Consider the following 25355-nt stretch of genomic DNA (forward strand, 5'->3'; position numbering starts at 1 on the left):
AAACAACCTCGCCCTCGTGCTGGCTAGGCTCGGCCACTACGACAAGGCCGAACAACTACACCGCACCACCCTCGACACCCGCACCAAAACCCTGGGCCCCGACCACCCCGCCACCCCCACCAGCCAAAACAACCTCGCCCTCGTGCTGGACAGCCTCGGCCGCTACGACGAAGCCGAACAGCTACACCGCACCGCCCTCGACACCCGCACCAAAACCCTGGGCCCCGACCACCCCGACACCCTCACCAGCCAGAACAACCTGGCATCACTAATAGAGGCTCGACACGTCCGATCACACAGGCGGTGGTTTCGGATCTTCCGTCGAGGATCGCGATAGGGTGCCGCCCCGAACTGCCAGCGTTGGCGGAATTCCGCCCGCGTTCAGGTCCACGACGTCGGCAAGGCTGTGGGCTGGTCGACGCCATCAAGGCGTCGAGCTGTCCACAGGCGCGGCAGCCGAGCGCCATGACCAGCCCGACCAAGCCGACCACACGGCGCTCGTCCCAAGCCCTTGAGCTGGAAGCCCCCCAGACGACCGACACAGGATCGAGTGATTCCGCGGTTCCCTGCGGGGGACGCTGGCCGTGTCCTCCCGCCGTTGCGGGACGGCCCGGACGGCCCCACGACGGCCCAGATCGACTCCCAGGACCCCTAGCCGCTGGTAGGCGCCGGTTTGTGGACAGATCGACAAGATCTTCTGGGAGACGAAGGCCGCGGCCTGACCGCTCAGCGTGGCGAACGGCGCCGACCGGGGGTTCCGGGTCGGCGTCGTTCTCTTTGCGCCCGGCGCACCCGCCGCTCCCGCCACGCGGCACCGGATGACACTTCGACCGCCGATGAAGATTTCCGCCGACCTGGAATACAACATTCTGGGCAATGGTGAACTCCGCGCATCTTCAGATTGAAGACGGCGATGCTATTCTGAATCGCCCGAACTTTTGAGGTGACATTTTTGCGGAGAGGACGCCCCGATGCGCGAAGCGCGTGAACTGCTGGACGTCCCCACGCAAGGCCGCGAGTCGACGCGCAAGCGGCTCATCATCGAGATCATGGTGAAGTCCGACCGCCAATCGCAGCTCTCCCGCCGCATCGGCGTGTCGCAGGCACTGGTTTCCGGCGCCATCCAGGACCTCGCCAGAGAAGGGGTCGTCGAACTCGACACCCCGAGCGGCGGACGGTCCAGGGGCAGGGTCCGGTTGCAGCCGATGCGCGGTGTCGCCGTCGGCATCGACATCGGCTTCAACCACGTCTCGGTGGTCGCCCGGCCGGTCGACCAGCCGCACGACCGCGTCGCGGCCCGCCGGGAGGGCCCTGGCGCGAACGTGGGCCTGCGCCGACTGCTCCCGGAGGTGCTGCGGCTCACCCGCGACGCGGTCGACGAGACCGGGCAGGGCATGGCGGACCTGGTGTCCGCCGGTCTGGCGGTGCCCCGCATGGTGGACCCGCGAACAGGTCGGCTCACCACCCCGGTGCTGCCGCCGTGGGAGACGGACGACGACCCGGCCGCCGACCTCTCCGCCGAACTCGGCGTGCGGGTCGTCATGGACAACGACGCGAACCTCGGCGCGCTGGCCGAGCAGACCTACACCTCGGACGACGCCGTGGAGCACGTGGTCTACGTGAAAGCCTCCACGGGGGTCGGCATCGGGATCGTCGTCGGCTCGAACCTGGTCCGGGGTCAACGCGGCATGGCGGGCGAGATCGGGCACCTGACCGTCGAGCCCGCCGGCGAGATGTGCCTGTGCGGCGGGCGCGGCTGCCTGGACACGCTGGTGGGCGCCGAGTCGCTGCTGGCGCGGGTGAAGCAGTCGCAGCGCGGCACGACCAGGGACGCGCCGACCACCCTCGCCGAGCTGGTGCTCAGGGCCCGCAACGGCGACGCGGTGTGCACCAGGGTGCTCAACGACGCCGGCCGGTCGCTCGGCTTCGCGCTGGCGCAGCTGTGCAACCTGATCAACCCGCACCGCATCGTGGTCGGCGGCGAGTTGGCCGAGGCCCGCTCGATGGTCCTCGACCCGTGCCGGCAGGAATTGACCAGGTTCGCCCTGTCGGGTGCGGTGACGCCGTCCGCCGACTTCGAACTGCGCGCGAGCACCCTCAGCCCGTACGCGGAGGCGCAGGGCGCGTTGATCCTCGGGTTGCGCTCGCGTTCGTCGAAGTGAAACCGGCGACCGCCGAACACGGCGCCCGGACTTCAATCCGGCGAAAAGCCGTCATCGAATTGCAGGCCGGCCGCCGCGCACCGCTTTCACTCGACCGAGTCGCGAGCGATCCACGACCGGATGACAACTCGACGCATTACCGCTGACTGCATTCGGTCGCTGGAGAGCCGGCAATTCGATGGGATACGCTTCCGCCCTCATCAAGTCCTTCGCCGAGTCGGGCTCGTCGAGCCCGCAGGGCTTCGAATCGAAGGTGGCGACACGACATGAACTTCCTCCGGCTGACGCGCGCGCGGTCGATCACCCGGGACCGGTGGGTCCGGGCGGGTTCCTCCGCGCTCCCCACCGACCCGCACTACCAGCCGCCCGTCCTGCGCAGCCCCGGCCGGCTGCGCCAGGTGACGCTCGGCAGCTCGTCCAGCGGCAACGCGGACGCGAATTCCCAGTACTACTGGTAGGCGCCCGATGTCATCCTCCGAGTCCCGTCCCGCTCTGCTCGGCGTGTGCCCCGGGGTGGGGGACGAGGTGGAGCGCGTGACCGTGCGCGACAGCGGCCGGTGGCGGCCCGGTGAACACCGGTCGGCTCGGTGCCCCGGGGGTTATGTGGCGGTGGTCGGCGCCTGCCTCGTCGACGATGCCCGGATGCGCGCCGACCTGGCCACCGCGGTGCGCGACGACCGGCCCGAGCTGGTGGCCTCCTGGCCCGGCAGCTACCTGGCGGTCCTCGTCCGCGATCGGGAGGTGACCGCGTTCGTCGACCTGGCCGGTCAGCATCCCCTCTACTACGCCGGCACCCCCGTCGTGTTCGGCACCAGTCCGCGGCAGGTGGCCGAGGCCGCCCGGCTCGCGCGGCGGCCGGACCCCGTGGTGGCGGCCACCGACGTGTTCTGCGCGGCCGTCCCCGCCCTGACCCGGAACCTGACGCCGATCACCGGCTTGCGCAAGGTCGAGGGCGGGCAGGCTCTGCGCGTGTCCCGGACCGGTGAGGTCACCCTGTGGTCCTATGCGCGGCGCGAGCCGGACGAGTCCTTCACCGCCGAGGAGTGCGCCGCGGCCCTGCGGGACGCGCTCGACGCCGCGGTGGCCGCCCGCATGTCGTCGGGCGCGGCCGTCAGCGCGGACTTCAGCGGCGGCCTCGACTCGACGTCCGTGGCCTTCCTGGCCGCTCGCCACCGCACCGAGCCGCTCACCGCGTTCACCTACCACCACCCGGACGCGCCGGCCGACGACCTCGTCCACGCGCGGCGCAACGCCGCGCTCGCCCACGGACTCCGCCACGAGGTCGTGCGCGGCACCGCCGACACACTCACCTATCGCGACCTCGATCCCCACCCCGCGGACGAACTGCCCGACTTCGCCGCCGCGGTGCGCTCACGCAACCGCCTGCGGCTGCGCCACGTCGCGTCCGCCGGCGCCACGGTCCACCTCGGTGGTGAGGGCGCGGACGCACTCGTCGTCGCGCCACCCTCCTACCTCGGGGACCTCGCGCGAACCGGCCAGGTCGAACGCCTCCTCGCGGACAGCCGGTCGTGGGCCAGGCTGCGCAACGACTCGCCCGCACGGGTCGTGCGTCGGGCGGTGCGACTGTCGGCCACGTCCCGGCGGCGCGCGTTGCACGACCTGGCCCGGCGACTCCACCGCGGTGAAGCCCGCCGGCCGACCTGGGTCGACGCGATCTCCTGGTGGCCGGGCCCGGGACCGGAGGCACGATGGCTCACCCCCGGCGCGCGTTCCCTGCTCGCCGACGCCGTCCACGAGCACGCGGCGCGGTGCGCCGACGCGTTCGACGGAGGAGTGGCCGACTACACCGCCCGGCACGACCTGGAACGGTCCGGCGCCGTGCAGCACCGGTTGAGCGAGATCGCCCGGTCCTACGGCGTCTGGCCGCAAGCGCCCTTCCTGGACAACGATGTCATCCGGGCGTGCACCCGGTTGCCCGCGCACCGGCGCGCGGTGGGTGCGGAGTTCAAGCCCTTGCTGCGCAACGCGCTGCGCGGCCGGGTGCCGGAGACGGTGTTCCTGCGGCGCGGCAAGGGGAACTACCTCGCCGAGGACTACCGCGGCGTGCGCGCCGCAGCCCCGGAACTGAAGACGCTGCTGAGGTCGTCGCGGCTCGCCGACCTCGGCGTGGTCGAACCGCGATCGGTCGTGGACTCGGTCGAGGACGCCGCTGCCGGAGCGGGCACGCCGTTCCCCGCACTCAACCGCCTCCTGGCCTACGAGGTGTGGCTTGGAGCGACGTCGTGACGCGGTCGGCCGCGGCGCGGGTTCCCGATCACGTCCACTGGGCCGCCGGCGCCACCGGGACGACCTTCGTCCTGGACGGCAGGTCGGGGCGGTGGCACGTGCTCAACCCGGCAGCCGCCGCGCTCTGGCGTGAACTGGGGCGGGAGGGGGACGTCGGCCGCGCCATCCGCACGACGGCGCGCCACTACTCCCGGGCGACAGCGGCCGTGTACGAACAGGACGCCCGCCGAGTGGCCGCGGACCTGCTCGACCGCGGCCTCGTCACCACCGGTCCCCCGCGGCAGGCGCCGCCGGCGCGGTCGATCGCGGAGCGACCCTCGGGCCTGGTCCCGGTCCACCCCGCCGGCGGTGCACCCGGCTGGCGGGCCCGGCTGGGGTTGGTGGTCGCGCTGGTCCTGTTGCGCCTGCCGTTCTGGCTGACCGTCCGCCTGGTCGGCGCGCTCGTGCGGAGGTGCGCCCGGCCGGCGACCGTGGACGAGGCCGTAGCCGCGGTCGAGGCCGTGTGCGCGGCGGCGGACCGGCACATCGGCCGCGTCGCATGCCTGGAGCGGTCCCTTGCCGCGGTCGTCTCCGCCGCGTTGACCCGCCGACGAATCCGGTGGGCGATCGGGGTCGCCGAAGACCCGGTGGAATTCCACGCGTGGCCGGAAATCGCCGGAGTGATGGTGGACGTGCCCGGCGAACGGGCCGCGACTGAATTCATCAAGGTGTTCGAAATGTGACGACCGGAGGTGTCCGGGGGAACCCGGACACCTCCTCTCCCGCTAGCGCACCCACTGCCCGATCGGCAACGCCTCGCCGGTGGCCAGCACGACCAGCACCACGACGAGCACGAGCACCACGCCGCGCACAGCGCGCAGCATGTCGGGGGTGGAGCAGTGAGCGGTGAACTCGACCTTCAGCTTCATCGGTTCCTCCTCGGCGGTGTAAAACCACTGTGCAGACGATGCGACGTGATTGCAAATGTGCTTCGCACCAGTCGTGCACCGCCATCCACGACGGTTCTCAAAACCGGTGCCACCGTCTTGCGAAATTCACCCGAGGCGCTTTTCAAGTTGAACTCGGCGGATCACCTGAGTTCTCTCGCACCACCACTTCGAACGACCGGCTGCGAAGAAGCGGAGCCGTGCTCCGCCCGCCCCCGCCCACCGCCGCCCCCCGAGGGCTGGACAGGCTCGCGCAGGACTTCACATCACGGCAACTCACGCACACGACCCCTGGACACGGCCTCACGGGCACCGGAAACGCCGAATTGAACAGCCACCCGGACCCCGGACGAGCCGAATCCATCACACCTGCCTTCGCCGCACCCTGGAGGCACCCACCCAGGGCGCGCCAAGTTCACTCGTTCGGTCTAGTACGAGCCAGGCGGCGGTGGCTTCGTCCCGCACGAGAGTCGTTCGTCACGGCGAGGTGGTCGCGACCGACCCGATCACCCGCCCGACACTACGATCGGACGGGTGAGCTCCCACGTGTACCTGTTGCGCCACGGTCAGACCGAATGGTCCGAGAGTGGGCGGCACACCGGGCGTACCGACGTTCCCCTCACCGCCGAAGGCGAGCAGCAGGCGCGGCGGGCCGGGGCGGTGTTGGCGCGGTTGCGCAGGACCGACCTGCCGCCGGCGCTCGTGTTGTCCAGTCCGCGGGAGCGGGCCTGGCGGACGGCGGAGCTGGCCGGGCTCGACGCCGGGCGCACCGAGGAGCTCGCCGAGTGGGACTACGGCGGCTACGAGGGGCTCACCACGCCGCAGATCCGGGAGACCGTTCCCGGCTGGACGGTCTGGACGCACCCCGTGCCCGGCGGCGAGAGCCACGGCGACGTCCACAAGCGCGCGATCGGCGTGCTGGAGCGCGCCAAGCGGGCGCTGCCCGGCGGGGACGTCGTGCTGATCGGGCACGGGCACTTCAGCCGCGTCCTGATCGCCACCTGGCTGAACCTGCCGCCCAGCGAAGGCGTCCACTTCGGACTCGACCCGGCCGGCCTGACCGTGCTGGGCGACGAACGCGGCGACCCGCAGGTCCGCCGCCTCAACGTGCCCGCCTGGGAGGTCGAGGGTGACTGACGCCCGCATCCGCCGTGCCCGCCCCGAGGACGTGCCCGCCATGGTCGGGCTGGCCGAGGAGCTGGCCGAGTACGAACGCGCCCGCCACGAGTGCCACCTGACCACCGAGCAGCTGCACACCGCCCTGTTCAGGGACAACCCCGCCCTGTTCGGGCACGTGGCCGAAGTGGACGGCCGCGTCGTCGGGATGGCGTTGTGGTTCCTGAACTTCTCCACCTGGCGCGGCACGCACGGCATCTACCTGGAGGACCTCTACGTCCAACCGGGACAGCGCGGCGGCGGTCTCGGCAAGGCGTTGCTCCAGGCGCTGGCGCAGGAGTGCGTCGCCAACGGGTACCAGCGCCTGGAGTGGTCCGTCCTGGACTGGAACGCCCCCGCCATCGGCTTCTACAAGTCGCTGGGCGCGATCCCGATGGACGAGTGGACCGTGTACCGCCTGACCGACCAGGCCCTCACCGACCTGGGAAAAGTCGCCGGCTGATCTCGGAAGGCTCACGAAACGGCGAACACCGATCGGTTTCCCGTACGGGCTTGACGCGCAGTTGACATCGTCCCGCGCCGGGACCGGCCGCGGAACCCCGATGTGGGCGAGTGTCGCCCTGCCCGCGGTCGTCCGGAAGGAAGTTCGACCGTGAACCAGACCGACGCCTCCGTGGGCATCATCCCGATCATCATCAGCCTCGCGATCGCGGTGTTCATCATCGCGGCGATGTGGAAGGTGTTCGCCAAGGCCGGTCAGCCCGGCTGGGCGGCGATCGTCCCGATCTACAACATCTACGTGCTGCTGAAGGTCGCGGGCCGCCCGGGCTGGTGGCTGATCCTGATGATCATCCCGCTGGTGAACCTGATCGTGTCCATCATCGTGTCGCTGGACGTCGCGAAGTCGTTCGGCAAGAGCGGCGCGTTCGGCTTCTTCGGCCTGTGGCTGTTCGGCTTCATCGGCTACCCGGTCCTGGGCTTCGGCAGCGCCCGCTACCAGGGCCCCGCGGCGGCCTGACCCGTCAGCGCCGGACCTCCCGCACCCCCGACCCGCGGGAGGTCTGGCGCACCAGGCCGACCCACCAGATGAACGTCAACGCGATCACGGTCGGGTTCTTGAGGAAGAGCAGGACGGCCAGGTAGCTCTGCCGGCCCTCGGCGCTGAGCAGCCCGCCGACCAGGGTCTCCAGCACCACGTCGAACAGCAGGAACGCCACCGACAGCAGCACGCCCTGCCAGACCAGGCTGGGCCAGTGCACCGATGCGAACCGCGTGAACCGCGCCCGGCTGAGCCGCGCGCCCCGCAACCCGAGCCAGGCGACCGCCACCACCAGCGCCACGCGCGAGACCGCGACGAGGACTTCGGACGCGGTGGCGAGACCGGCGGGCAGCCAACCGTTGACGGCGACGAGCCGCTGCACCGAGCCGACCAACGACAACCCCACCACCAACGGCAGGTGCCGCAGGTAGAACCGCCACACCCAGACCGGCACCTCCCAGGCGAGCCGCAACTCGGCGATGATGCGAGACCGACCACCGACCCCGGATGCGGTCGCGCCGCCGACTCCAGCCTCGCCCCCGGCATCGATCGCGGCGGCTCCAGCCTCGCCCCCGGCATCGATCGCGCCGCCGGCTCCGGCCACGCCCCCGACATCGATCGCGCCGCCGGCATCGCGCCCGGGTTCAGACACCCGGCCCCCGACCGCGCCCCGAGCTGCCGGTCGGCCCGCGACTTCCGCTCCGGGTCCGGGGTCCGCGGCTTCGGCGTCGGCGTCGGCAGGCACAGCGGCAGGGGCGGGCTCCAACTCGACGCCGGCTCCGGTCGCTGCGACTGCTGCACCTCCGGCTTCGGTCGCACGCTTGGCCTGGGTCGCGGCCATGGGCTGGGTCGTGTGGTCGGCAGAGGCACCGGTCTCGGCGTTGGTGTCGAGGCCGGGCTCGGGGACGGCGATGGCGGCGGAGTCGGCGTTCGGTCGCGTCGCCGGGTGCGGGGCGCTGGCAGCGGGTGTCGGGCGCTGCGTCGCCGAGTCCGCAGCGCCGGCAGCCGGTATCGGGCGCCGCGTCGTTGGGTGCGGGGTGCCAGCGGCGGGTGTTGGGCGCTGCGTCGCCGAGTCTGCGGCGCCAGCGGCTGGCGTCGGGCGCTGCGTCGCCGGGAGCGTGGTGCCAGCAGCCGGCATCGGGCGCTGCGTCGCCGGGAGCGGGGCGCCAGCAGCCGGTGCCGGGCGCTGCGTCGCCGGGAGCGCGGTGCCAGCAGCCGGCATCGGGCGCTGCGCCGCCGGGAGCGCGGTGCCGACAGCCGGCATCGGGCGCTGCGCCGCCGGGAGCGGGGCGCCAGCAGCCGGTATCGGGCGCTGCGCCGCCGGGTGCGCGGTGCCAGCGGCGGGTGTTGGGCGTTGCATCGTCACTTCAGCCTCCTGAAAATTTTAGTTCAGTGTACTGAAATGTTCCGCAGGGTAAAGTGACGGCCATGAGGGACATGGGTCGTGAGTTGAGCACCGCCGTTGTCGCCTTCCACGAGGCCGTCGGCGCGCGACTCGGTGTCTCCGCCGTCGACCAGCGCGCCCACGCGCTCCTCGCCAAGCACGGGCCCATGACCGCCGGCGACCTGGCGAAGTTGATCAACCTCACGCCGGGCGCGGTCACCGGGGTCGTCGATCGGCTCGAAGACGCCGGGCTCGCTCGGCGTGATCCGGATCCGCAGGACCGGCGGCGGGTGGTCGTGCAGGCGTTGCCCGGCAGCTTCGGCGACGCCTTCACGGAACTGGGCGCGGCCATGGCGAAGCTCGCCGACCGCTACACCCCCGAGCAGCAGCAGGTCATCGGCGACTGGGTCGCCCGCACCATCGACGTCCTCAAAGACCAGACCCGGCGGCTGAGCGCTGCTCCCGTCCGACCTTCGCGACGGTGACCGCCAGGCCCACCCCCGCCACCGTCAGGAACACCGCGCTCAACCACGTGCCACCCGGCAGGAAGTGCACGTAGAAACCGCCGGGGTGGATCTCCAGGCTGGTCACCCACGACAGGCACCACGCTACCCACCACGCCCACACCTGCACCGCCGCCCTCGTCCGCCCGCCTTCGGGCAGGCTCGCCCGCCGCACGTCCAGCACCACGCGCAGCGGGATGTAGAAATTCGCCAACGGCACGAACCAGCCCGCGACCACCCACTCCGGCGAGAACCGGTGCTCGGCGTGCGCCGTGTTCGCCCGCGCCTGCCACAGCCACACCAGGAACAGCACGGCGGCCACCAGGCTCAGCACCGCCTGCACCACGGCCGCGAGCGCGTTCGTCAGCGCGAGGAGTGCGGTGAGCGCGGCGACCACGAGCACCACGACCAGCACGTTCTCCAACGGCTGGAGGTTGCGCTGCCGGGGCATGACCCGCGTCATCGGGTCGGGAGGGGCCGGGACGGCGCCGCAGTTGCCGCAGGCGAAGGACTCCGCGACCGCGCCGCAGTGGTAACAGGTCATGGTCTCCCCCCGGACCCCCTGAACGGTCGCCGAAGCCCAGACCGCCCCACGACCTGCGGGTATCGGCCGAACGGTCGCTCAGCGCAGGACGCCGACCGCCCCGTAGCTCACGGTCTGGGCGCCGGTCGCCGCCGGGCCGTCCTCGCGCCAGCGCGTCGCCAGCACCAGGCCCGGTTCGAGCAGGTCGAAGCCCTCCAGGAACGGTTCGATCTCCGCCTTGGACCGGGCCATGATCGGGGTCATCGTCTCGGCCGCCACCGCGACCAGCTTCTCCACCATCTCCGGCTGCACGTCGGCGGTCAGGTGGCTGATCACCAGGTAGCTGCCCGGGGCCATCGCGGCGCGGTAGCGGGCGACCAGTTCGGCGGGGCGCTCCTCGTCGGTGAAGTAGGGCAGGATCGCGACCATCAGCACGGCCACCGGCTCGGACATGTCCAGCAACGACCGCGTCTCGGGGGAGCCGAACACCGCGTCGGGGTCGCGCAGGTCGGCCTCGACCATGGCCACGTTCGGGTTGTCGCGCAGCATCGTGCGGCCGTGGGCGGCGGTCACGGGCTCGTTGTCCACGTAGACCACGCGGCACGTCGGGTCGAGCTGTTGGGCGACCTCGTGGACGTTGCCGGCGGTCGGGATGCCCGAGCCGAGGTCGAGGAACTGGCGGATGCCGGCGGCCACGCACGCGCGGACGGCGCGGCGGAGGAACGCGCGGGTGTGCTGGACCATCTCGGCGGTGGGGATGACGCGCATGGACTGCTCGGCGAACTCGCGGTCGACCGCGAAGTTGTGCGCACCGCCGAGGTAGTAGTCGTACAGCCTGGCCACGTTGGGGCGCTCGGCGTCACTCGCCGACACCCTCCTCGGGGGGTTCTGCACCGCACACCTCACCCTGCCTGCTGCCGGAGCGCGCCCGCCGAACCGTATCCGGCTACTCCGTTCGTGTCCATCCGCCAAACGTGAACACGCAGGGTGATTGTGACTGGTGAACCGCTCGAAATCCAAACCCGGTGGTGCCCCGGCCGAGGGGGCGATGCAGGGGAAGGGGGTCAACCCCCTCGGCCGGAGAGCCGTTTCGTCACACGCCGGCGTAGGAGCGGATCCAGTCGCGGTAGCGGGTGACAGCGGTGTAGTTCGAGCGGGTGGAGCGGTCGCTCGTGGAGGCGACGCCGACCTGGTAGTACCGGCCGTCGACGGGGCTGGTGGCGAACATCGGGCCGCCGGAGTCGCCGCCCGCGGCGATGCCGTCGATGCGGGTCACCGAGATCGCGACGCCGCCGCGGTAGTCACGGCCGTTGACCGAGGTGACGCGGGTGTTGGCGTACTTCAGGTAGCGGGACTGGCAGTTGATCTCGGGCTGGTTGGTGCAGGTCGCGCCCCAGCCGTAGAGCTGGACGGTCTGGCCGACCTGGACCGCCGTGGTGGTGCCCAGCGGGGCGTAGGTCGCGGAGACCGACCGGTCGAGTTGCGCGAGGGCGAGGTCGGCGGAGGGGTGCTGGATGATCCGGGTGGCGGTGGCCATGGTGCCGCCGGTGGTCTGGTCCAGGCTGCCGATGCGGAAGCTGTACGTGCCGGAGCTGGCCACGCAGTGCTGGGCGGTCAGGACCCACTGCGGGGCGATGATCGTGGCGGAGCAGTTCTGCTGGCCGTTGCGGAACAGGCGGGCCGCCCAGGGGGCGTTGTCGGCGTAGCCGCCGCCGATGATGTACGGCTGGACGTCGGACTCCTGGGCCTGTGCGGCAGGGGCCAGGGTCGTCAGGGCGAGGGCCGAGAGCAGCGCGGCAGCCGCTCCGACCACCGCGGACAGGGCGCGGTTCAGTCGCATGGATTCGTCACCTCAACGAACGCAGGGAGTGGTGATATCACCACGCACAGCGTCACTCGTTCGAGTGACTGGGAACACCCGCCGTTCGTTGGCCAACACCCAGCCGATGGTCTGGGGCCGAACGGCCCCACCGCCCCGACCCGCTCAGGTCTCGTCCTCGTCGAGGCCCAGCGCCCACCGCCGCACCGGGTTGGTGAACAGCAGCACCAGCGCCACCACGACGTACAACCCGAGCAACGCGCCCCAGAGCTGCTGCTTCGACGGCCCGTACATGTACCAGGCGACGCCCAGGAGCAGCAGCTGCACCACGATCGACGGCGTCCGCGCCCAGTGCCTGCCCAGCACCAGCCCGATGCCCACGGCCAGCACCGCCACGCCCAGGACCGCGAAGTACGCGGCCTCGCCGAGCACGTTCCCGGCGTCCTCCGCGCCGAACGCGCGCACCACCAGCGCCACCGCGAAGACGACCGCGGCGAGGCCCTGGAGCGCGGTCAGCACGCCTGCGCCGCGCACCTCGCGCGGGACCTGCTTTTCCTTCGTCACGCTGGGCCTTTCCTCACCGTGCGTACTCGTCACGCATCGTAGGCCACCCGGTTGGCGAGTCCCGTTCCGCCGCCGCGCGAGCGAAGATCGACGCAGCTCTTTCGGCAAGCCGGCGGTCGGGCCGGGGTGCACTTGTCGGTGGGCAGCCGCAGGACGATGGTGGAAAGGAGATGTCGGCCACTTTCGTGCGCTCAAAACACTCCTACCGGGTGACGTGCGATCTGTCCCAGGTCACGCGCTGTCCTACTCTGCTCTAGTGCGCGCACTACTGGTGGTCAACCCGCAGGCGACGGCGACCACGCCTGCCGGCCGGGACGTGCTGGCGCACGCGCTGGCCAGCGATGTGAAGCTCGACATCGTCGAGACGACCTACCGCGGGCACGCGGCGGACGCCGCGGCGCAGGCCGTGCTGGACGCGTACGACCTGGTCGTGGCCCACGGCGGCGACGGCACCGTGAACGAGGTCGTCAACGGCCTGCTGCGCGACGGCGTGCGGAACGCCGCCGTGCGACCGGGCCTGCCCATGCTGGGCGTCGTGCCGGGCGGTTCGGCCAACGTCTTCGCGGGCGCCCTGGGCCTGCCGCGCGACCCCGTCGAGGCGACCTACCGCCTGTTGCAGGCCATCGAGCACGGCACCAGCCGCAAGGTCGGCCTGGGCCACGTCTCCTCCGCCCTCTCCGGCCAGGACGACCCCCACGACCGCTGGTTCACGTTCAACGCCGGCGTGGGCTGGGACGCCGACGTCGTCGCCGCGGTCGAGGCGCAACGCGCCAAGGGCCGCGAGGCCTCGCCCGCCCTCTACGTCCGCGCCGCGTTCGCCAGCTACGTCTCCCAGCGCCGACGCCCGGCGAACCTGACCGTGCGCATCCCGGACGAGCCGCCGGTGGAGGACGTGCGCCTGGCGTTCGTGTCCAACACCGACCCGTGGACCTACCTGGGCGACAAGGCGATCCGGCTCAACCCGAGCACGTCGTTCGACGGCGGTCTGGGCGTGTTCGCGCTGCACGGCATGGGTCTGCCGACGATCGCGCGATATGTGACGCATCTTCTGGCCACGGACGGGAACCCCAAGGGCGGGAACCTGCTGCGCCGGGACGACGTTGAGTACGTCCGGGTGACGAGCCGGGTCCCGGTCAACCTCCAGGTGGACGGGGACCTGCTCGGGCTGTGCACCGAGGTGGAGTTCACGTCGGTGCCGAAGGCGCTGACGGTTGCCGTGTGACCACTGCTGTGTGACCGTGGTGTAACCGAGCCGCTACCCATCCGCGATGTCGTGGCCTGCGGAGACACCGCAGAGTGAAAGCCCGCATGGACTCAGTCGATCTTTCGGGTGAGTTCACTCACCGGGTCAGTGCTAACCCCTTGACATCCGGGCCGTTCGTGAAAGCATTCACAAGCACCCCAAAAACCGACCGCTGACGACCGGCGCGCCTTGACGCGCGCGCCTAGCTGAGGAGTAGTTCCAATGGACTGGCGCCACCGCGCGATCTGCCGCGACGAGGACCCCGAGCTGTTCTTCCCCGTGGGGAACAGCGGTCCTGCGCTCCTGCAGATCGCCGAGGCGAAGACCGTCTGCCGCCGTTGCCCTGTCGTCTCCGACTGCCTCGCGTGGGCACTGGAGAGCGGTCAGGACGCCGGCGTGTGGGGCGGGATGAGCGAAGACGAGCGCCGCGCCCTCAAGCGCCGCAACGCCCGGACCCGGGCCCGCAGCAACGCCTGAGCGCCCAGCGCGCAAGCAGCCAAGCGAAAGAGCCCGACACCGTGCCAGGTGTCGGGCTCTTTCGTTGTGTTGCACACCCTCCCGCATGACCACGTGACTCCGCTGAGGTAGGTCGTCACGTGTGCACACCCCAAGTCTAACGCCGCCCTTACAGCCTCCCCGGCCGGGTACACACCAACGAAGTGCGACCAACGGAGTGAAGCGCCTCCACCGCACAGCGCAAAGCACGCAATGCTCTCGCGCCGCAGGCGCCAACGGGCTATCAGCCACAGGAAGGGCCTCGGTTCGTCCCCCGTACGGCCTGGGCACAGCCCAACCGCGCTTCGCTCTTGTCCGCAACCACGCTTCACCGGTTGCGGACAAGAGCGAAGGGTGGTTGCCTCCGGCAGGCCGTGCGGGGGACGAACCGACGCCCTTCCACCCCCGGGGGCCTGCCGCGCGGCGAGCGCCGCTTTTGAGCTTTTCAGCATTTGATCTTGAGAGCGGTCAGCGACGAGCACGAAGAGGAACGCGCAACACAGCCTCGGTCCCACCCTTGGGCCGCCGCCGCAAGCTCAAACTCCCCCGCAACTCCGACTCCACCAACGTCCGCACGATCTGCAACCCGAGCCGGTCCGTCCGCTCCAGCGAGAACCCCGGCGGCAGGCCCTTGCCGTCGTCCGAGATCACCACGTCCAGCCACTTCGCGGACCGCTCCGCGTGCACGACCACCTCACCGCGCTGACCCGCCGCGTAAGCGTGCTCGAACGCGTTCTGCACCAGCTCCGTCAGCACCATCACCAACGGCGTCGCCAGCTCGGCCGGCACGATCCCGAACGGACCCTCCCGCCGCACCACGACCTGCGACTCGGTGGCGGCGACGTCCGACATCATCGGGATGACCTTGTCCACCACGTCGTCCAGGTCCACCCGCTCGTCCACCGACATGGACAGCGTCTCGTGCACCATCGCGATGGACGTCACCCGCCGCACCGACTCGGCCAGCGCCTCCCGCGCCTCTTCACTGCTGGTCCGGCGGCTTTGCAGGCGCAACAGGGCGGCCACGGTCTGGAGGTTGTTCTTCACCCGGTGGTGGATCTCGCGGATCGTCGCGTCCTTCGACAGCAACGCCCGGTCCCGCCGCCGCACCTCGGTCACGTCCCGGCACAGCACCAACGCACCCGCCGCCGACCCGCGCGGGCGCAGCGGCAGGGCACGGAACAGCACCGCCGCGCCACGCCGGCTCTCCGCCTCGATCCGCATGCTGGGCTGCCCGTCCAACGCCATGCGAATCCGCTGGGCGACCTCGGTGGCGTCGAACGGGTCCCCGATCAGCGACCGCGTCAACGGCGCCAGGTGCACCCCGACCAGGTCGGACGCGTGCCCCATCCGGTGATAGGCGCTCAACGCGTTGGGACTGGCGAACACGACCGCCCCGGACGCGTCCAGCCGGATCAGGCCGTCCCCCACTCGTGGGCTGGTGTGGACATCCGGTGACGGCTCGGTGGTCGGGAACGTCCCGTCCGAGATCATCTGGCACAGGTCCGCCGCGCTGCCCAGGTAGGAGATCTCCAACGGGCTCGGCACGCGCGGCACGGCCAGGTTCGTGTTCCGGCTGAGCACGGCGATGACCTCGGACCCGAGCCGCACGGGGATGGCCTCCCGGCGCACCGGCACGCCCAGGTGCCAGCGCGGGTCCTCCTCGCGGCAGATCCGGGACTCGGTCATGGCGCGGCGCAGCTGGGGGTGCTCCTCCACGTCCACGGTGCTGCCCACGACGTCCTCTGGGTGCGCCGTGGGGGCGGTCGTCGGGCGGGCCTGGGCGACGCACAGGAACGTGGTGTCGTCCAGCGGCACCCACAGCAGGAAGTCGGCGAAGGACAGGTCGGACAGCAGTTGCCACTCGGCCACCACGAGCTGGAGGTGGTCGACGGCCGATCCGGAGAGCTTGGTGTGCTCGGCCAGCAGGTCGGTGAGCGTGGACAGCTTTACTCCACCACCGCGATCAGGTCGCCCTCTTGCACGACGTCGCCTTCCTTGACGCTGATGCGCGAGACCCGGCCGGGCCCCTCGGGCAGGACGGGGATCTCCATCTTCATGCTTTCGAGGAGCACGACGGTCGTCCCGCCGGTGACCTCGTCACCCACGCGCACGTCGACCCGCGCCACGTTGGCGACGATCTCCGCCCGGATCTCCTCGGCCATGGCACCCTCCGCTCCTCGCCCCCAATCCAACCACGACCGCGCCCCCGCGCCAGGTCAGGCCGACCGGGTGAGACACTGTGTCGAGGCAGTCCGAGCTACAAGGAGAACGCCATGTCGAAGCGTGCCCGCAAGCGCCGCGACCGCAAGAAGGGCGGCGCCAACCACGGGAAGCGCCCCAACGCCTGATCATCTCGGGCTCGCGCGAAGGCCCCGGAGCGACCGCTCCGGGGCCTTCGCCGTTCCAACAGCACTCGACCGGCCGACCAGCCGGCCTCAAGCGTCCGACTTGCTCGTGATCTCGACGTCCGTGCTCGTGATCTCGACGTCCGTGCGCGCGATCTCGACGTCGGTGCGCGTGACCTCGACGTCCGTGCGCGTGACCTCCACGCCCTTGCTCGTGATCTCCACGTCCGTCACCTCCACGGACACGTCCACCCGACCGCCCTCGGCCGTCGTCTGGTGGATCCGCGCCCGGAGCCGCCGTTTCAGCTCCTCCGGCGCGTGCTCCCCGCCGCACTTCTTGGCGAGCAGCGCCTTGAGGTGCTCCTCGATCCCGTACTCCTCCAGGCACGGGTGGCACTCCTCCAGGTGCGTCTGGAGCAGCTCGCGCCGCTTCTGGTCGCACTCGTGGTCCAGGAAGAGCCACACCTCGGACAGGACTTCCGAGCAGTCCGTCTCGTGCGGTTCGCCGCAGCTCATCGACCCGCCACCTCCTGCCGGGCGCCGCGCAGGAAGCCGCGCTCCCGGGCGACGTCGGCCAACTGGTCGCGAAGCTGCCTGCGGCCCCGGTGCAACCGGGACATCACGGTGCCGATGGGGGTGCCCATGATGTCTGCGATCTCCTTGTAGGCGAAGCCTTCGACGTCCGCCAGGTACACGGCGATGCGGAACTCCTCCGGCAGCCGCTGGAGGGCTTCCTTGACGTCGGAGTCGGGCAGGCGGTCCATCGCGTCCATCTCGGCCGAGCGCAGGCCGGTGGACGTGTGGCTCTCGGCCTGCGCGAGCTGCCAGTCCGTGATCTCGTCGGTCGGCTGCTGGACGGGCTGGCGCTGCTTCTTGCGGTACCCGTTGATGTAGGTGTTCGTGAGGATGCGGTACAGCCAGGCCTTCAGGTTCGTGCCCTCCGAGAAGGACGCGAAGGCCGCGTAGGCCTTGAGGTAGGTCTCCTGGACCAGGTCCTCGGCGTCCGCGGGGTTGCGGGTCATCCGCAGGGCCGCCGAGTAGAGCTGGTCGAGCAACGGCATCGCGTCGCGCTCGAACCTCGCCGCGCGCTCGGCCGTCGTCTCGTCCGCTGTGGGCGTGTCCTGCGTTCGCGTGGCTGGCACCGCGCTCCCTTCCCACCGCTTGGTGGTCGAAGCCGTCTGGGACGCGTTCGAGGATACGCGGCGGTCGCCCGGACGGCAGTGAGCCGAGCCACGCGGCGGTCGCGCCCCGACGGGCCTGCTGACCTGCTGTTCCATCACCTCGGTTGCCACGCTCGCCACAACACAAACCCGTGCGCGGGCATTCCCCGTGATCCGCTAGGGTCCGCGCTCATGGCCGGACGTGGGACGCCCGCCACCGCGTTGCTGGACAAGCAGAAGGTGGCCCACAAGCTGCACGCCTACGACCACGACCCCCGGCACGAGTCGTACGGGCTGGAGGCGGCCGAAGCCCTGGGCATCGAGCCCGAACGGGTGTTCAAGACCCTGGTGGCGGAGGTGGACGGCAAGCTGGCCGTCGGCGTGGTCCCGGTCACCGGCCAGCTGGACCTGAAGGCGCTGGCGGCGGCCGTGGGCGGCAAGAAGGCGAAGATGGCCGAGGTCGCCGCCGCCGAGCGCGCCACCGGGTACGTCGCGGGCGGCATCTCGCCGCTGGGCCAGAAGAAGCGCCTGCCGCTGGTCCTGGACGCGTCCGCGCGCCGGTTCGACACCGTCTACTGCTCCGCCGGCCGCCGCGGCCTGGAGGTCGAGATCGCGCCGTACGAGCTGGTCCGGCTCACCGGGGCGGTCGTGGCGGACATCGCGGCCTAGCACCCTCGCGGACCCCGGCCGTACCCGGACCAGGGGGTGCATGTGCACCCGAAACCCTCAGTCCAGCGGGCGGAGGATGCGGTCCAGCCACTCGCCGACGGCCCGGTGGACGCCCTCCAGGTCTGCCTTGAGGTTGTGGTCGCCCTTGAGCACGACCACTTCGCGGTGGTGGGCCGGGTCCGGGCGGCCGAACGGGTCGTTCTCGCCCTGCACCACCAGAGCGGGCACCTCGATGCCGGACAGCTCGTCCATCCGGGACTTCTCCGGCTTGCCCGGCGGGTGCACGGGGAACGCCAGGCACAGCACCGCCACCGCCTGCCCCTCCGCCGACGTCCGGCACGCCACCCGCGCCCCCGACGACCGGCCGCCGAACAGCAGCGGCACCTCGTCGAACCACGTCTCGCCCAGGTCCTCGGCCACCGCCAGCCACGCCGCGTCCAACTGCTTCGCGGGCGCGGGCGCGCGGCGGCCGGCCACCCGGTAGGGCTGCTCGACCAGGGCCACGTGCACGCCGACGTCCACGGCCGCGCGGGTCGCCGCCACCAGGTCCGGGGCGGCGATGCCGCCGCCCGCGCCGTGCCCGAGCAGCAGCCCCGCCCGGCCCTCCGGCGCGCAGTGCAGCTCGGCCCGCGCGGGGCCGTAAGGCGTCTGGACCGTCCGAGACGTCATTTCAGCTCGAACAGGGTGGGTTCGGGGGCCTGGTCCTCGGTCAGCGACACCCGCTCGACCAGGGACGGGTCGTTGTTCTTGATGCTGTTGACCTTCATCGACACCGGCCGCAGCTCCAGCGAGTTCACCAGGTCCAGGTCCGGGGTCAGCAACGCCTTCGGGTCGGCGCTGTCGGGGTTGAGCCAGTCGTGCCAGCGGTCCGGCGGCAGCACCAGCGGCATCCGGTGGTGCACCCGGGTCATCTCGCCGATGGCGTCCGTGGTGAGCACGGCGCAGGTGATGATCGGCTTGCGCTCGTCGCCCTCCTGCTGCCACCACACCGACCAGATGCCCGCCATGGCGAGGCTCGACCCGTCGCCGGGGTTGATGAAGTACGGCTGCTTGCGGCCCTCGCCGGGCTGCCACTCGTACCAGCCGTCGGCCGGGATCAGGCACCGCCGCTTGGCCGCCGAGTCGCGGTAGGCGGGTTTCTCCAGCACGCTCTCCGCCCGCGCGTTGATCATCTTGGCCGCGCCGGACAGGTCCTTGGCCCAGTGCGGCACCAGGCCCCAGCGCATCACGCGGACGCTGCGCTCCAGGACGTCCGGGTCCGGGTTGCCCTCGTCGTCGCGCGGGTGGCGCTCGACGACCGCGAGCACCGGCTTGGTGGGCGCCACGTTGTAGTCGGGGTTCGGGGCATCTCCCTCGGTGCCGTCCACCGCGTCGAACTCCGCCGCCAGCAGGGCCGGGTTCTTGGTGGAGGCGTACCTGCCGCACACAACCGATCACCTCCGAATGGTCATCGTCGCACGTCGTCACGACCGGTGCGAGCCGTCGACCACCCGATGCGGAATCATCAGGCCATGACTCAGCAGTGGTCCGCTCCCACCGCCGACGGCCCCGTGCACGCGACGGTACCCGTGCCCGGCTCCAAGTCGATCACCAACCGCGCCCTGGTCCTGGCCGCGCTCGCCGACGGCCCGTCCGCGCTGCACGCGCCGCTGCGCAGCCGCGACACCCACCTGATGGTCGCCGCGCTGCGGTCGCTGGGCGTGGAGATCACCGACGGCCCGGACGGCTCCTGGCTGGTCACACCGCTGCCGATGCACGGCCCGGCGGCGGTGGACTGCGGTCTCGCGGGCACGGTCATGCGGTTCCTGCCGCCCGCCGCCGCGCTGGCCGTGGGCGAGGTCGTGTTCGACGGCGACGAGCACGCGCGGGTCCGGCCGATGGGCACCATCCTCGGCGCGCTGCGCGCGCTGGGCGCGGACATCGACGGCGACGCGCTGCCGTTCACCCTGCACGGCAAGGGCGGTCTGCCGGGCGGTCAGGTGACGATCGACGCGTCGGCGTCGTCGCAGTTCGTGTCCGGCCTGCTGCTGTCCGGGGCCCGGTACGAGAGCGGGGTGACCGTCGTGCACGACGGCAAGCCCGTCCCGTCCCTGCCGCACATCGAGATGACGGTGGCGATGCTGCGCGAGGCCGGCGTCACCGTGGACGACTCGACGCCGAACCAGTGGCGCGTCGAGCCCGGCCCGATCGCGGCGCGGACCCACGCGATCGAGCCGGACCTGTCCAACGCGATGCCGTTCCTGGCGGCGGCGGCCGTCACCGGCGGCGAGGTCACGATCCCGGGGTGGCCCGCGGCGACGACCCAGCCCGGCGCGGCGGTCAAGGACATCCTGGAGCGCTTCGGCTGCACGGTCGTCGTGGACGGGCGCGGCCTGACCGTGCGCGGCCCGGACCGCCTGACCGGCGTGGACCTCGACCTGCGCGACGAGAGCGAGCTGACCCCGACCGTGGTGGCCCTGGCGGCGCTGGCCGAGGGCCGCACGCGGGTGCGCGGCGTCGCCCACATCCGCGGCCACGAGACCGACCGCATCGCCGCGCTCGCCGCCGAGGTCAACCGCCTGGGCGGCGGGGCCGAGGAGACCGAGGACGGCCTGGTCATCACGCCCGCGCCCCTGCACGGCGGCGTGTGGAAGGCGTACGCGGACCACCGCATGGCCACCGCCGGGGCGATCATCGGCCTGGTGGTCGAGGGGGTGGCGGTGGACGACATCGGCTCGACCACCAAGACCATCCCCGACTTCCCGGGGATGTGGGCGACGATGCTGGGAGCACGCTGACCGTGGCGCGCGACTGGCGGCGGCTGGACGAGTCCGACGTGCGGGTGCGCCCCGGCAAGGGGACCCGCCCCCGCAGCAAGCGCCGGCCGGAGCACTCCGACGCGGTCCCCGCGATGGTCGTGGGCGTGGACCGCGGCCGGTGGACGTGCGCGGTGGAGGAGGACCCGGACCGCCTGGTCACCGCCATGCGGGCCCGGGAGCTGGGCCGGACCCCGGTGGTGGTGGGCGACCGGGTCGGCCTGGTCGGGGACACGTCCGGCGCGCCGGACACGCTGGCCCGCATCGTGCGGGTGGCCGACCGCACGTCGGTCCTGCGGCGGACCGCCGACGACACCGACCCGTTCGAACGGGTCGTGGTCGCGAACGCCGCCCAGCTGGTCATCGTGTCGGCGCTGGCGGAACCGGAACCCCGGCGCGGGTTCATCGACCGGTGCCTGGTGGCCGCCTACGCCGGCGGGCTGGAACCGTTGCTGTGCTTGACGAAGTCCGACCTCGCCGCGCCGGACGAGCTGCTGGCGGCCTACTCGGAGCTGAACGTGCCGGTGGTGGTCACCCGGTCCGACGTGGACCCGGGCGAGTTGCGGGAACGGTTGGTGGACAAGGTCTCCGCGCTCATCGGCCACTCCGGCGTCGGCAAGTCCACCCTGGTGAACAAGCTGGTGCCGGACGCGAACCGGGCGGTCGGCGTGGTGAGCGGGGTCGGGAAGGGCCGGCACACCTCGACCCAGGCGGTGGCGCTGCCGCTGCCGGAGGGCGGGTGGGCGGTGGACACGCCGGGCATCCGGTCGTTCGGCCTGGCCCACATCACGCCGGACGACATCGTGAAGGCGTTCCCGGACATGAAGGAGATGGCCGAGGAGTGCCCGTCGGGCTGCGGCCACCAGGGTCCGCCGGACGACCCGGACTGCATGCTGGACGAGCTGGTGACCACGGGCGCCGCGTCGCCGGGCCGGTTGGCGTCGCTGCGCCGGCTCCTGGAGTCGCGCGGCAAGCTGGAGGAGTACGACTAACCGCCGGGCCCCTCGCCGCGGAACCACCGGACGCCGCCGGCCCTCGCGCCGCGGAACCACCGGACGCCGCCGCGCCTCGCCGCCGAACGCGCCCACCGCCGGGCCCGCGCGGCGAAACCCGGTGGACGGCGCGGGGCCCGCGCTTGTAGCTTGCCGTCGAACCGTGACCCCGCCCGAGGAGGTGAGACCCATGACCGTTGCAGCGCTGTGGGTGCTCCCCCTCCCCGTCACGGCCGGCGACTGACGCAGGTGTCGCCGGGAGCGCCTCCCCCAAGGCACTCCCGAAAGGCACCACCCATGACCCCCTCCACCGACGTGGTCGTCGTCGGCTGCGGCCCCACCGGCGCGGTGCTGGCCGCCGAACTCCGGCTGCACGGCGTGCGCGTGCTCGTCCTGGAGCAGGACACCGAGCCCACCTCGCCCGTCCGCATCGTCGGCCTGCACATCCGCACGCTCGAACTGCTGGCCATGCGCGGCCTGCTGGACCGCGTCCTCGAACGCGGCCGACGACGTCCCGCCGCCGGCTTCTTCGCCGCCATCCCGGGCCCGGTCCCCGACGACCTGGACTCCGAACACGCCTACCTGGTCGGCATCCCGCAGCCGGTCGTCGTGGACCTCCTCGAACACCACGCGACCCGGCTGGGCGCGGAGGTCCGGCGCGGCCGAGCGGTGACCGGGTTCAGCCAGGACGACGACGGCGTGACCGTCGAACTGGCCGACGGTGACCGGCTGCGCGCCCGCCACCTGGTCGGCTGCGACGGCGCGCGCAGCACGGTGCGCAAGCTGCTCGGCGTCGGCTTCCCCGGCGAACCCTCCCGCAACGAGACGCTGATGGGCGAACTGGCGGTGACCGCACCGCACGAGGAGATCGCCGCCAAGCTGGCCGAGGTCCAGGAGGTCCACCGGTCGTTCAGCCTCCAGCCCTCCGGCGAGGGCCGCTACCGCGTGATCGTCCCCGCCGACGGAGTCCGCGCCGACGGAGTCCGCGCCGAACCGCCCACCCTCGACGACTTCCGCCGGCGGCTGCGCGCCGTCGCCGGGACCGACTTCGGCGCCCACTCCCCGCGCTGGCTGTCCCGCTTCGGCGACGCCACCCGCCTGGCCGAGCGCTACCGCGTGGGACGGGTGCTGCTGGCCGGCGACGCGGCCCACGTCCACCCGCCCATCGGCGGGCAGGGCCTCAACCTGGGCGTCCAGGACGCCTTCAACCTCGGCTGGAAGCTCGCCGCGCACGTCCTCGGCCACGCCCCGGCCGGCCTGCTGGACACCTACCAGGCCGAACGCCACCCCGTCGCCGAGGCCGTGCTGGACAACACCCGCGCCCAGGTGGAACTGCTGTCCCCGGAACCCGGGGCACGGGCGGTGCGCCGGCTGCTCACCGAGCTGATGGCGTTCGACCGGGTCAACCGCCACCTGATCGGGAAGATCACCGCGATCGACCTCCGCTACGGCGGCGAAGCCGGGGTCCACGACCTGGTCGGCCGCCGCCTGCCCGACATCGCCGTGCGCGGGGGCCGCCTCTACGACCTGCTGCACGCCGGTCGCGGCCTGCTGCTGGACCGCACCGGGCACCTGACCGCCGGTGGCTGGTCGGACCGGGTAGACCACCTCGCCGACCCCACCGCGGCGCTGGACGTGCCGGGCCTCCTGCTCCGCCCGGACGGTCACGTCGCCTGGGTCGGCGCCGACCGACGGGACCTGGAAGACCACTTGACCCAATGGTTCGGCCGGCCCGCGTGACCGGTCAGGACATGTGCGGGTAGGTGTGGGTGGTCGGGGGCACGAAGGTCTCCTTGATGGTGCGCGGGCTGGTCCACCGGATCAGGTTGAACATCGAGCCGGCCTTGTCGTTGGTCCCCGACCCCCGGCTGCCGCCGAACGGCTGCTGCCCCACCACCGCGCCCGTCGGCTTGTCGTTGACGTAGAAGTTGCCCGCCGCGAACCGCAGCGACCGGCTCGCCCGCTCCACCGCCGCCCGGTCCGTCGCGAACACCGCGCCGGTCAACGCGTACGGCGTCGAGCCGTCCACGACGTCCAGGACGTCGGTGTACTGGTCGTCCTCGTAGACGAACACCGACAGGATCGGGCCGAAGTACTCGGTGGTGAAGACCTCGTTGCGGGGGTCGGCGCCCACCAGGACGGTCGGGTCCACGAAGTAGCCCACCGAGTCGTCGCACGTGCCACCCGCGAGCACCTCGATGGTGTCGTCGGCGCGGGCGGCGGCCAGGGCGTCGCGGTGCTTGGCGAACGCCCTCGCGTCGATCACCGCGCCGCCGAAGTGGCTGAAGTCCGTGACATCGCCGTAGGACAGGGACTTCGTGACGTCCACGAGCTTGTCGCGGATCCTGCCCCAGACCGACCTCGCGATGTAGGCGCGGGACGCGGCCGAGCACTTCTGGCCCTGGTACTCGAAAGCGCCCCGGACCAACGCCGTCACCACCGCGTCGGGGTCGGCGGACGCGTGCGCCACCACGAAGTCCTTGCCGCCCGTCTCCCCCACGACCCTCGGGTACGAGCGGTAGGTGTCCAGGTTGTCCGCCATGGTCCGCCACAACGCCTTGAACGTCCTGGTGGAGCCGGTGAAGTGCAGGCCGGCGAACGACGGGTCCGCCAGGGCCACCTCGCTGACCGCCCGCCCGTCGCCGGTGACCATGTTGACCACCCCGGGCGGCAGGCCGGCCGCCTCCAGCAACCGCATCGTGTGGTGCGCGGCCAACTGCTGCGTCGGCGACGGCTTCCACACCACCGTGTTGCCCATCAACGCCGGCGCCAGCGGCAGGTTCCCGGCGATCGCCGTGAAGTTGAACGGGGTGATCGCCACGACGAACCCGTCCAGCGGCCGGTGGTCGAAGCGGTTCCACTGGCCCGGCGCGGACCCCGGCTGCTCGGCCAGCAACCGGTTCGCGAAGTGGACGTTGAACCGCAGGAAGTCGATCAGCTCGCACGCCGAGTCGATCTCGGCCTGCTGCGCGGACTTGGACTGGCCCAGGACGGTCGCCGCGTTGAGGGTGTCCCGCCAGGGGCCGGCCAGCAGGTCGGCCGCGCGCAGCAGCACCGCGGCGCGCTCGTCGAACGGGAGGTCCCGCCAGGCCGGGGCGGCGGCGCCGGCGGCGGCCACCGCGTCGGCCACGTCGGCGTGGGTGGCCTGCGCGCAGACGCCCAGGACGTGCCGGTGGTCGTGCGGCTGGACCACGTCGAAGCGGTCGCCGCCGGCCATCCGCCGAGCGCCGCCGACGGTCATGGTCAGCTCGGGCGACTCGCCCTCCAGCTCGGCGATCCGGCGGCGCAGCGCCTCCCGTTCGGGGGAGCCGGGGCCGTAGCCCCGCACGGGTTCGTTGACCGGCACGGGTACGGAGGTGACCGCGTCCAT

The 25355-nt window shown here is 71.9% G+C and carries 29 protein-coding genes; 16 read left to right on the forward strand and 13 right to left on the reverse strand.

Annotated features, from left to right (window positions below):
• The 5 genes from ABD126_RS22315 to ABD126_RS22335 all read left to right on the forward strand — a co-directional run.
• The coding region (locus tag ABD126_RS22315) for a tetratricopeptide repeat protein (protein ID WP_343935817.1) at nt 1-337 on the forward strand (337 nt) is incomplete at its 5' end.
• A 634-nt stretch (nt 338-971) separates the two neighbouring features.
• Complete coding sequence (locus tag ABD126_RS22320; RefSeq protein ID WP_343935818.1) at nt 972-2162, forward strand: ROK family protein; 1191 nt, start codon at nt 972-974, stop codon at nt 2160-2162.
• A 266-nt stretch (nt 2163-2428) separates the two neighbouring features.
• Nucleotides 2429-2620: a hypothetical protein gene (locus tag ABD126_RS22325; protein ID WP_343935819.1), complete on the forward strand. Its 192-nt coding sequence runs from the start codon at nt 2429-2431 to the stop codon at nt 2618-2620.
• 7 nt (nt 2621-2627) lie between these two features.
• The gene (locus ABD126_RS22330) at nt 2628-4409 is read left to right on the forward strand and encodes an albusnodin/ikarugamycin family macrolactam cyclase (protein WP_343935820.1); all 1782 of its coding nucleotides are present in this window, start codon (nt 2628-2630) and stop codon (nt 4407-4409) included.
• Nucleotides 4406-5131: a lasso peptide biosynthesis B2 protein gene (locus ABD126_RS22335; RefSeq protein ID WP_343935821.1), complete on the forward strand. Its 726-nt coding sequence runs from the start codon at nt 4406-4408 to the stop codon at nt 5129-5131. The genes ABD126_RS22330 and ABD126_RS22335 overlap by 4 nt, the downstream gene beginning before the upstream one ends.
• Before the next feature lie 42 nt (nt 5132-5173).
• On the opposite strand, the gene ABD126_RS22340 is transcribed toward ABD126_RS22335, so the two are convergent.
• Entirely contained in the window at nt 5174-5317 is a 144-nt protein-coding gene (locus tag ABD126_RS22340) for a hypothetical protein (protein WP_343935822.1), read from the reverse strand.
• 552 nt (nt 5318-5869) lie between these two features.
• Between ABD126_RS22340 and ABD126_RS22345 the strand changes: the two genes are divergently transcribed.
• The 3 genes from ABD126_RS22345 to ABD126_RS22355 all read left to right on the forward strand — a co-directional run bounded on the left by ABD126_RS22345 (nt 5870) and on the right by ABD126_RS22355 (nt 7469).
• Complete coding sequence (locus tag ABD126_RS22345) at nt 5870-6472, forward strand: histidine phosphatase family protein (protein ID WP_343935823.1); 603 nt, start codon at nt 5870-5872, stop codon at nt 6470-6472.
• Nucleotides 6465-6953, forward strand: coding sequence for a GNAT family N-acetyltransferase (locus tag ABD126_RS22350; RefSeq protein WP_343935824.1), 489 nt, complete (start codon nt 6465-6467; stop codon nt 6951-6953). Before ABD126_RS22345 ends, ABD126_RS22350 begins: the two co-directional genes overlap by 8 nt.
• A 150-nt stretch (nt 6954-7103) precedes the next feature.
• Entirely contained in the window at nt 7104-7469 is a 366-nt protein-coding gene (locus ABD126_RS22355) for a DUF5684 domain-containing protein (protein ID WP_343935825.1), read from the forward strand.
• A 4-nt stretch (nt 7470-7473) separates the two neighbouring features.
• Here the strand turns inward: ABD126_RS22355 and ABD126_RS22360 are convergent, their stop codons facing one another.
• Nucleotides 7474-7962: a hypothetical protein gene (locus ABD126_RS22360; RefSeq protein ID WP_343935826.1), complete on the reverse strand. Its 489-nt coding sequence runs from the start codon at nt 7960-7962 to the stop codon at nt 7474-7476.
• A gap of 956 nt (nt 7963-8918) precedes the next feature.
• Here ABD126_RS22360 and ABD126_RS22365 point away from each other — a divergent pair.
• On the forward strand, nt 8919-9359 hold the full coding sequence (locus tag ABD126_RS22365) for a MarR family transcriptional regulator (RefSeq protein ID WP_343935827.1): 441 nt from the start codon (nt 8919-8921) through the stop codon (nt 9357-9359).
• On the opposite strand, the gene ABD126_RS22370 is transcribed toward ABD126_RS22365, so the two are convergent.
• From ABD126_RS22370 to ABD126_RS22385, 4 genes are all read right to left on the reverse strand, one after another.
• Nucleotides 9304-9921 (reverse strand): DUF4328 domain-containing protein, encoded by a 618-nt coding sequence (locus ABD126_RS22370; RefSeq protein ID WP_343935828.1) that lies wholly within the window; start codon nt 9919-9921, stop codon nt 9304-9306. The genes ABD126_RS22365 and ABD126_RS22370 overlap by 56 nt on opposite strands.
• Nucleotides 9922-9999: 78 nt before the next feature.
• Nucleotides 10000-10773: an SAM-dependent methyltransferase gene (locus tag ABD126_RS22375; protein WP_343935829.1), complete on the reverse strand. Its 774-nt coding sequence runs from the start codon at nt 10771-10773 to the stop codon at nt 10000-10002.
• 220 nt (nt 10774-10993) lie between these two features.
• Nucleotides 10994-11740, reverse strand: a complete 747-nt coding sequence (locus ABD126_RS22380; RefSeq protein WP_343935830.1) for a S1 family peptidase — start codon at nt 11738-11740, stop codon at nt 10994-10996.
• A gap of 144 nt (nt 11741-11884) precedes the next feature.
• The gene (locus ABD126_RS22385) at nt 11885-12283 is read right to left on the reverse strand and encodes a hypothetical protein (protein ID WP_343935831.1); all 399 of its coding nucleotides are present in this window, start codon (nt 12281-12283) and stop codon (nt 11885-11887) included.
• A gap of 256 nt (nt 12284-12539) precedes the next feature.
• Between ABD126_RS22385 and ABD126_RS22390 the strand changes: the two genes are divergently transcribed.
• Together ABD126_RS22390 and ABD126_RS22395 are read left to right on the forward strand one after the other, a co-directional pair.
• Nucleotides 12540-13505, forward strand: coding sequence for a diacylglycerol/lipid kinase family protein (locus tag ABD126_RS22390; protein WP_343935832.1), 966 nt, complete (start codon nt 12540-12542; stop codon nt 13503-13505).
• A 243-nt stretch (nt 13506-13748) separates the two neighbouring features.
• Nucleotides 13749-14003, forward strand: a complete 255-nt coding sequence (locus ABD126_RS22395) for a WhiB family transcriptional regulator (protein ID WP_015104912.1) — start codon at nt 13749-13751, stop codon at nt 14001-14003.
• A 486-nt stretch (nt 14004-14489) separates the two neighbouring features.
• Here the strand turns inward: ABD126_RS22395 and ABD126_RS22400 are convergent, their stop codons facing one another.
• Together ABD126_RS22400 and ABD126_RS22405 are read right to left on the reverse strand one after the other, a co-directional pair.
• Nucleotides 14490-15968: a histidine kinase N-terminal domain-containing protein gene (locus tag ABD126_RS22400; RefSeq protein WP_343935944.1), complete on the reverse strand. Its 1479-nt coding sequence runs from the start codon at nt 15966-15968 to the stop codon at nt 14490-14492.
• 2 nt (nt 15969-15970) lie between these two features.
• Nucleotides 15971-16186: a biotin/lipoyl-binding carrier protein gene (locus ABD126_RS22405; RefSeq protein WP_343935833.1), complete on the reverse strand. Its 216-nt coding sequence runs from the start codon at nt 16184-16186 to the stop codon at nt 15971-15973.
• A gap of 111 nt (nt 16187-16297) precedes the next feature.
• On the opposite strand from ABD126_RS22405, the gene ABD126_RS38830 reads away from it, so the two are divergent.
• Nucleotides 16298-16372: a 50S ribosomal protein bL37 gene (locus ABD126_RS38830; protein WP_096498094.1), complete on the forward strand. Its 75-nt coding sequence runs from the start codon at nt 16298-16300 to the stop codon at nt 16370-16372.
• An 87-nt stretch (nt 16373-16459) separates the two neighbouring features.
• Here the strand turns inward: ABD126_RS38830 and rsrA are convergent, their stop codons facing one another.
• Complete coding sequence (rsrA, locus tag ABD126_RS22410) at nt 16460-16885, reverse strand: mycothiol system anti-sigma-R factor (RefSeq protein WP_343935834.1); 426 nt, start codon at nt 16883-16885, stop codon at nt 16460-16462.
• On the reverse strand, nt 16882-17511 hold the full coding sequence (locus ABD126_RS22415; protein WP_343935835.1) for a sigma-70 family RNA polymerase sigma factor: 630 nt from the start codon (nt 17509-17511) through the stop codon (nt 16882-16884). Before ABD126_RS22415 ends, rsrA begins: the two co-directional genes overlap by 4 nt.
• Nucleotides 17512-17721: 210 nt before the next feature.
• Here ABD126_RS22415 and ybaK point away from each other — a divergent pair, with 210 nt between their 5' ends.
• A complete protein-coding gene (gene ybaK / locus ABD126_RS22420; RefSeq protein WP_343935836.1) occupies nt 17722-18198 on the forward strand; it encodes a Cys-tRNA(Pro) deacylase in 477 nt (158 codons plus the stop codon).
• Between the two features lie 57 nt (nt 18199-18255).
• Here ybaK and ABD126_RS22425 read toward each other — a convergent pair whose 3' ends face one another.
• Both ABD126_RS22425 and ABD126_RS22430 read right to left on the reverse strand, forming a co-directional pair.
• Complete coding sequence (locus ABD126_RS22425; protein WP_343935837.1) at nt 18256-18867, reverse strand: alpha/beta hydrolase family protein; 612 nt, start codon at nt 18865-18867, stop codon at nt 18256-18258.
• Complete coding sequence (locus tag ABD126_RS22430) at nt 18864-19625, reverse strand: SOS response-associated peptidase (RefSeq protein WP_343935838.1); 762 nt, start codon at nt 19623-19625, stop codon at nt 18864-18866. The genes ABD126_RS22425 and ABD126_RS22430 overlap by 4 nt, the downstream gene beginning before the upstream one ends.
• Nucleotides 19626-19709: 84 nt before the next feature.
• Here ABD126_RS22430 and aroA point away from each other — a divergent pair, with 84 nt between their 5' ends.
• The 3 genes from aroA (at nt 19710) to ABD126_RS22445 (ending at nt 23725) form a co-directional block, all read left to right on the forward strand.
• Entirely contained in the window at nt 19710-20975 is a 1266-nt protein-coding gene (gene aroA, locus ABD126_RS22435) for a 3-phosphoshikimate 1-carboxyvinyltransferase (RefSeq protein WP_343935839.1), read from the forward strand.
• Between the two features lie 2 nt (nt 20976-20977).
• A complete protein-coding gene (rsgA, locus tag ABD126_RS22440) occupies nt 20978-21985 on the forward strand; it encodes a ribosome small subunit-dependent GTPase A (RefSeq protein ID WP_343935840.1) in 1008 nt (335 codons plus the stop codon).
• 297 nt (nt 21986-22282) lie between these two features.
• Nucleotides 22283-23725 carry an FAD-dependent monooxygenase gene (locus tag ABD126_RS22445; RefSeq protein WP_343935841.1) on the forward strand — a complete coding sequence of 481 codons (1443 nt, stop codon included), beginning with the start codon at nt 22283-22285 and terminating at the stop codon, nt 23723-23725.
• Nucleotides 23726-23729: 4 nt separating this feature from the next.
• Here ABD126_RS22445 and pruA read toward each other — a convergent pair whose 3' ends face one another.
• Entirely contained in the window at nt 23730-25355 is a 1626-nt protein-coding gene (gene pruA, locus ABD126_RS22450; protein ID WP_343935842.1) for an L-glutamate gamma-semialdehyde dehydrogenase, read from the reverse strand.

This window comes from Saccharothrix mutabilis subsp. mutabilis, assembly GCF_039521145.1.
In the GTDB taxonomy this organism is placed as follows: Bacteria; Actinomycetota; Actinomycetes; order Mycobacteriales; family Pseudonocardiaceae; genus Actinosynnema; species Actinosynnema mutabilis.

What these genes read in the sequence shown, in the direction of transcription:
- ABD126_RS22320 (WP_343935818.1), top strand. Translation starts at nt 972, where the DNA reads ATGCGCGAAGCGCGTGAACTGCTGGACGTCCCCACGCAAGGCCGCGAG.
- ABD126_RS22325 (WP_343935819.1), top strand. Translation starts at nt 2,429, where the DNA reads ATGAACTTCCTCCGGCTGACGCGCGCGCGGTCGATCACCCGGGACCGG.
- ABD126_RS22330 (WP_343935820.1), top strand. Translation starts at nt 2,628, where the DNA reads ATGTCATCCTCCGAGTCCCGTCCCGCTCTGCTCGGCGTGTGCCCCGGG.
- ABD126_RS22340 (WP_343935822.1), bottom strand. Translation starts at nt 5,317, where the DNA reads ATGAAGCTGAAGGTCGAGTTCACCGCTCACTGCTCCACCCCCGACATG.
- ABD126_RS22365 (WP_343935827.1), top strand. Translation starts at nt 8,919, where the DNA reads ATGAGGGACATGGGTCGTGAGTTGAGCACCGCCGTTGTCGCCTTCCAC.
- ABD126_RS22370 (WP_343935828.1), bottom strand. Translation starts at nt 9,921, where the DNA reads ATGACCTGTTACCACTGCGGCGCGGTCGCGGAGTCCTTCGCCTGCGGC.
- ABD126_RS22380 (WP_343935830.1), bottom strand. Translation starts at nt 11,740, where the DNA reads ATGCGACTGAACCGCGCCCTGTCCGCGGTGGTCGGAGCGGCTGCCGCG.
- ABD126_RS22395 (WP_015104912.1), top strand. Translation starts at nt 13,749, where the DNA reads ATGGACTGGCGCCACCGCGCGATCTGCCGCGACGAGGACCCCGAGCTG.
- ABD126_RS22405 (WP_343935833.1), bottom strand. Translation starts at nt 16,186, where the DNA reads ATGGCCGAGGAGATCCGGGCGGAGATCGTCGCCAACGTGGCGCGGGTC.
- rsrA (WP_343935834.1), bottom strand. Translation starts at nt 16,885, where the DNA reads ATGAGCTGCGGCGAACCGCACGAGACGGACTGCTCGGAAGTCCTGTCC.
- ybaK (WP_343935836.1), top strand. Translation starts at nt 17,722, where the DNA reads ATGGCCGGACGTGGGACGCCCGCCACCGCGTTGCTGGACAAGCAGAAG.
- ABD126_RS22425 (WP_343935837.1), bottom strand. Translation starts at nt 18,867, where the DNA reads ATGACGTCTCGGACGGTCCAGACGCCTTACGGCCCCGCGCGGGCCGAG.
- aroA (WP_343935839.1), top strand. Translation starts at nt 19,710, where the DNA reads ATGACTCAGCAGTGGTCCGCTCCCACCGCCGACGGCCCCGTGCACGCG.
- ABD126_RS22445 (WP_343935841.1), top strand. Translation starts at nt 22,283, where the DNA reads ATGACCCCCTCCACCGACGTGGTCGTCGTCGGCTGCGGCCCCACCGGC.
- pruA (WP_343935842.1), bottom strand. Translation starts at nt 25,355, where the DNA reads ATGGACGCGGTCACCTCCGTACCCGTGCCGGTCAACGAACCCGTGCGG.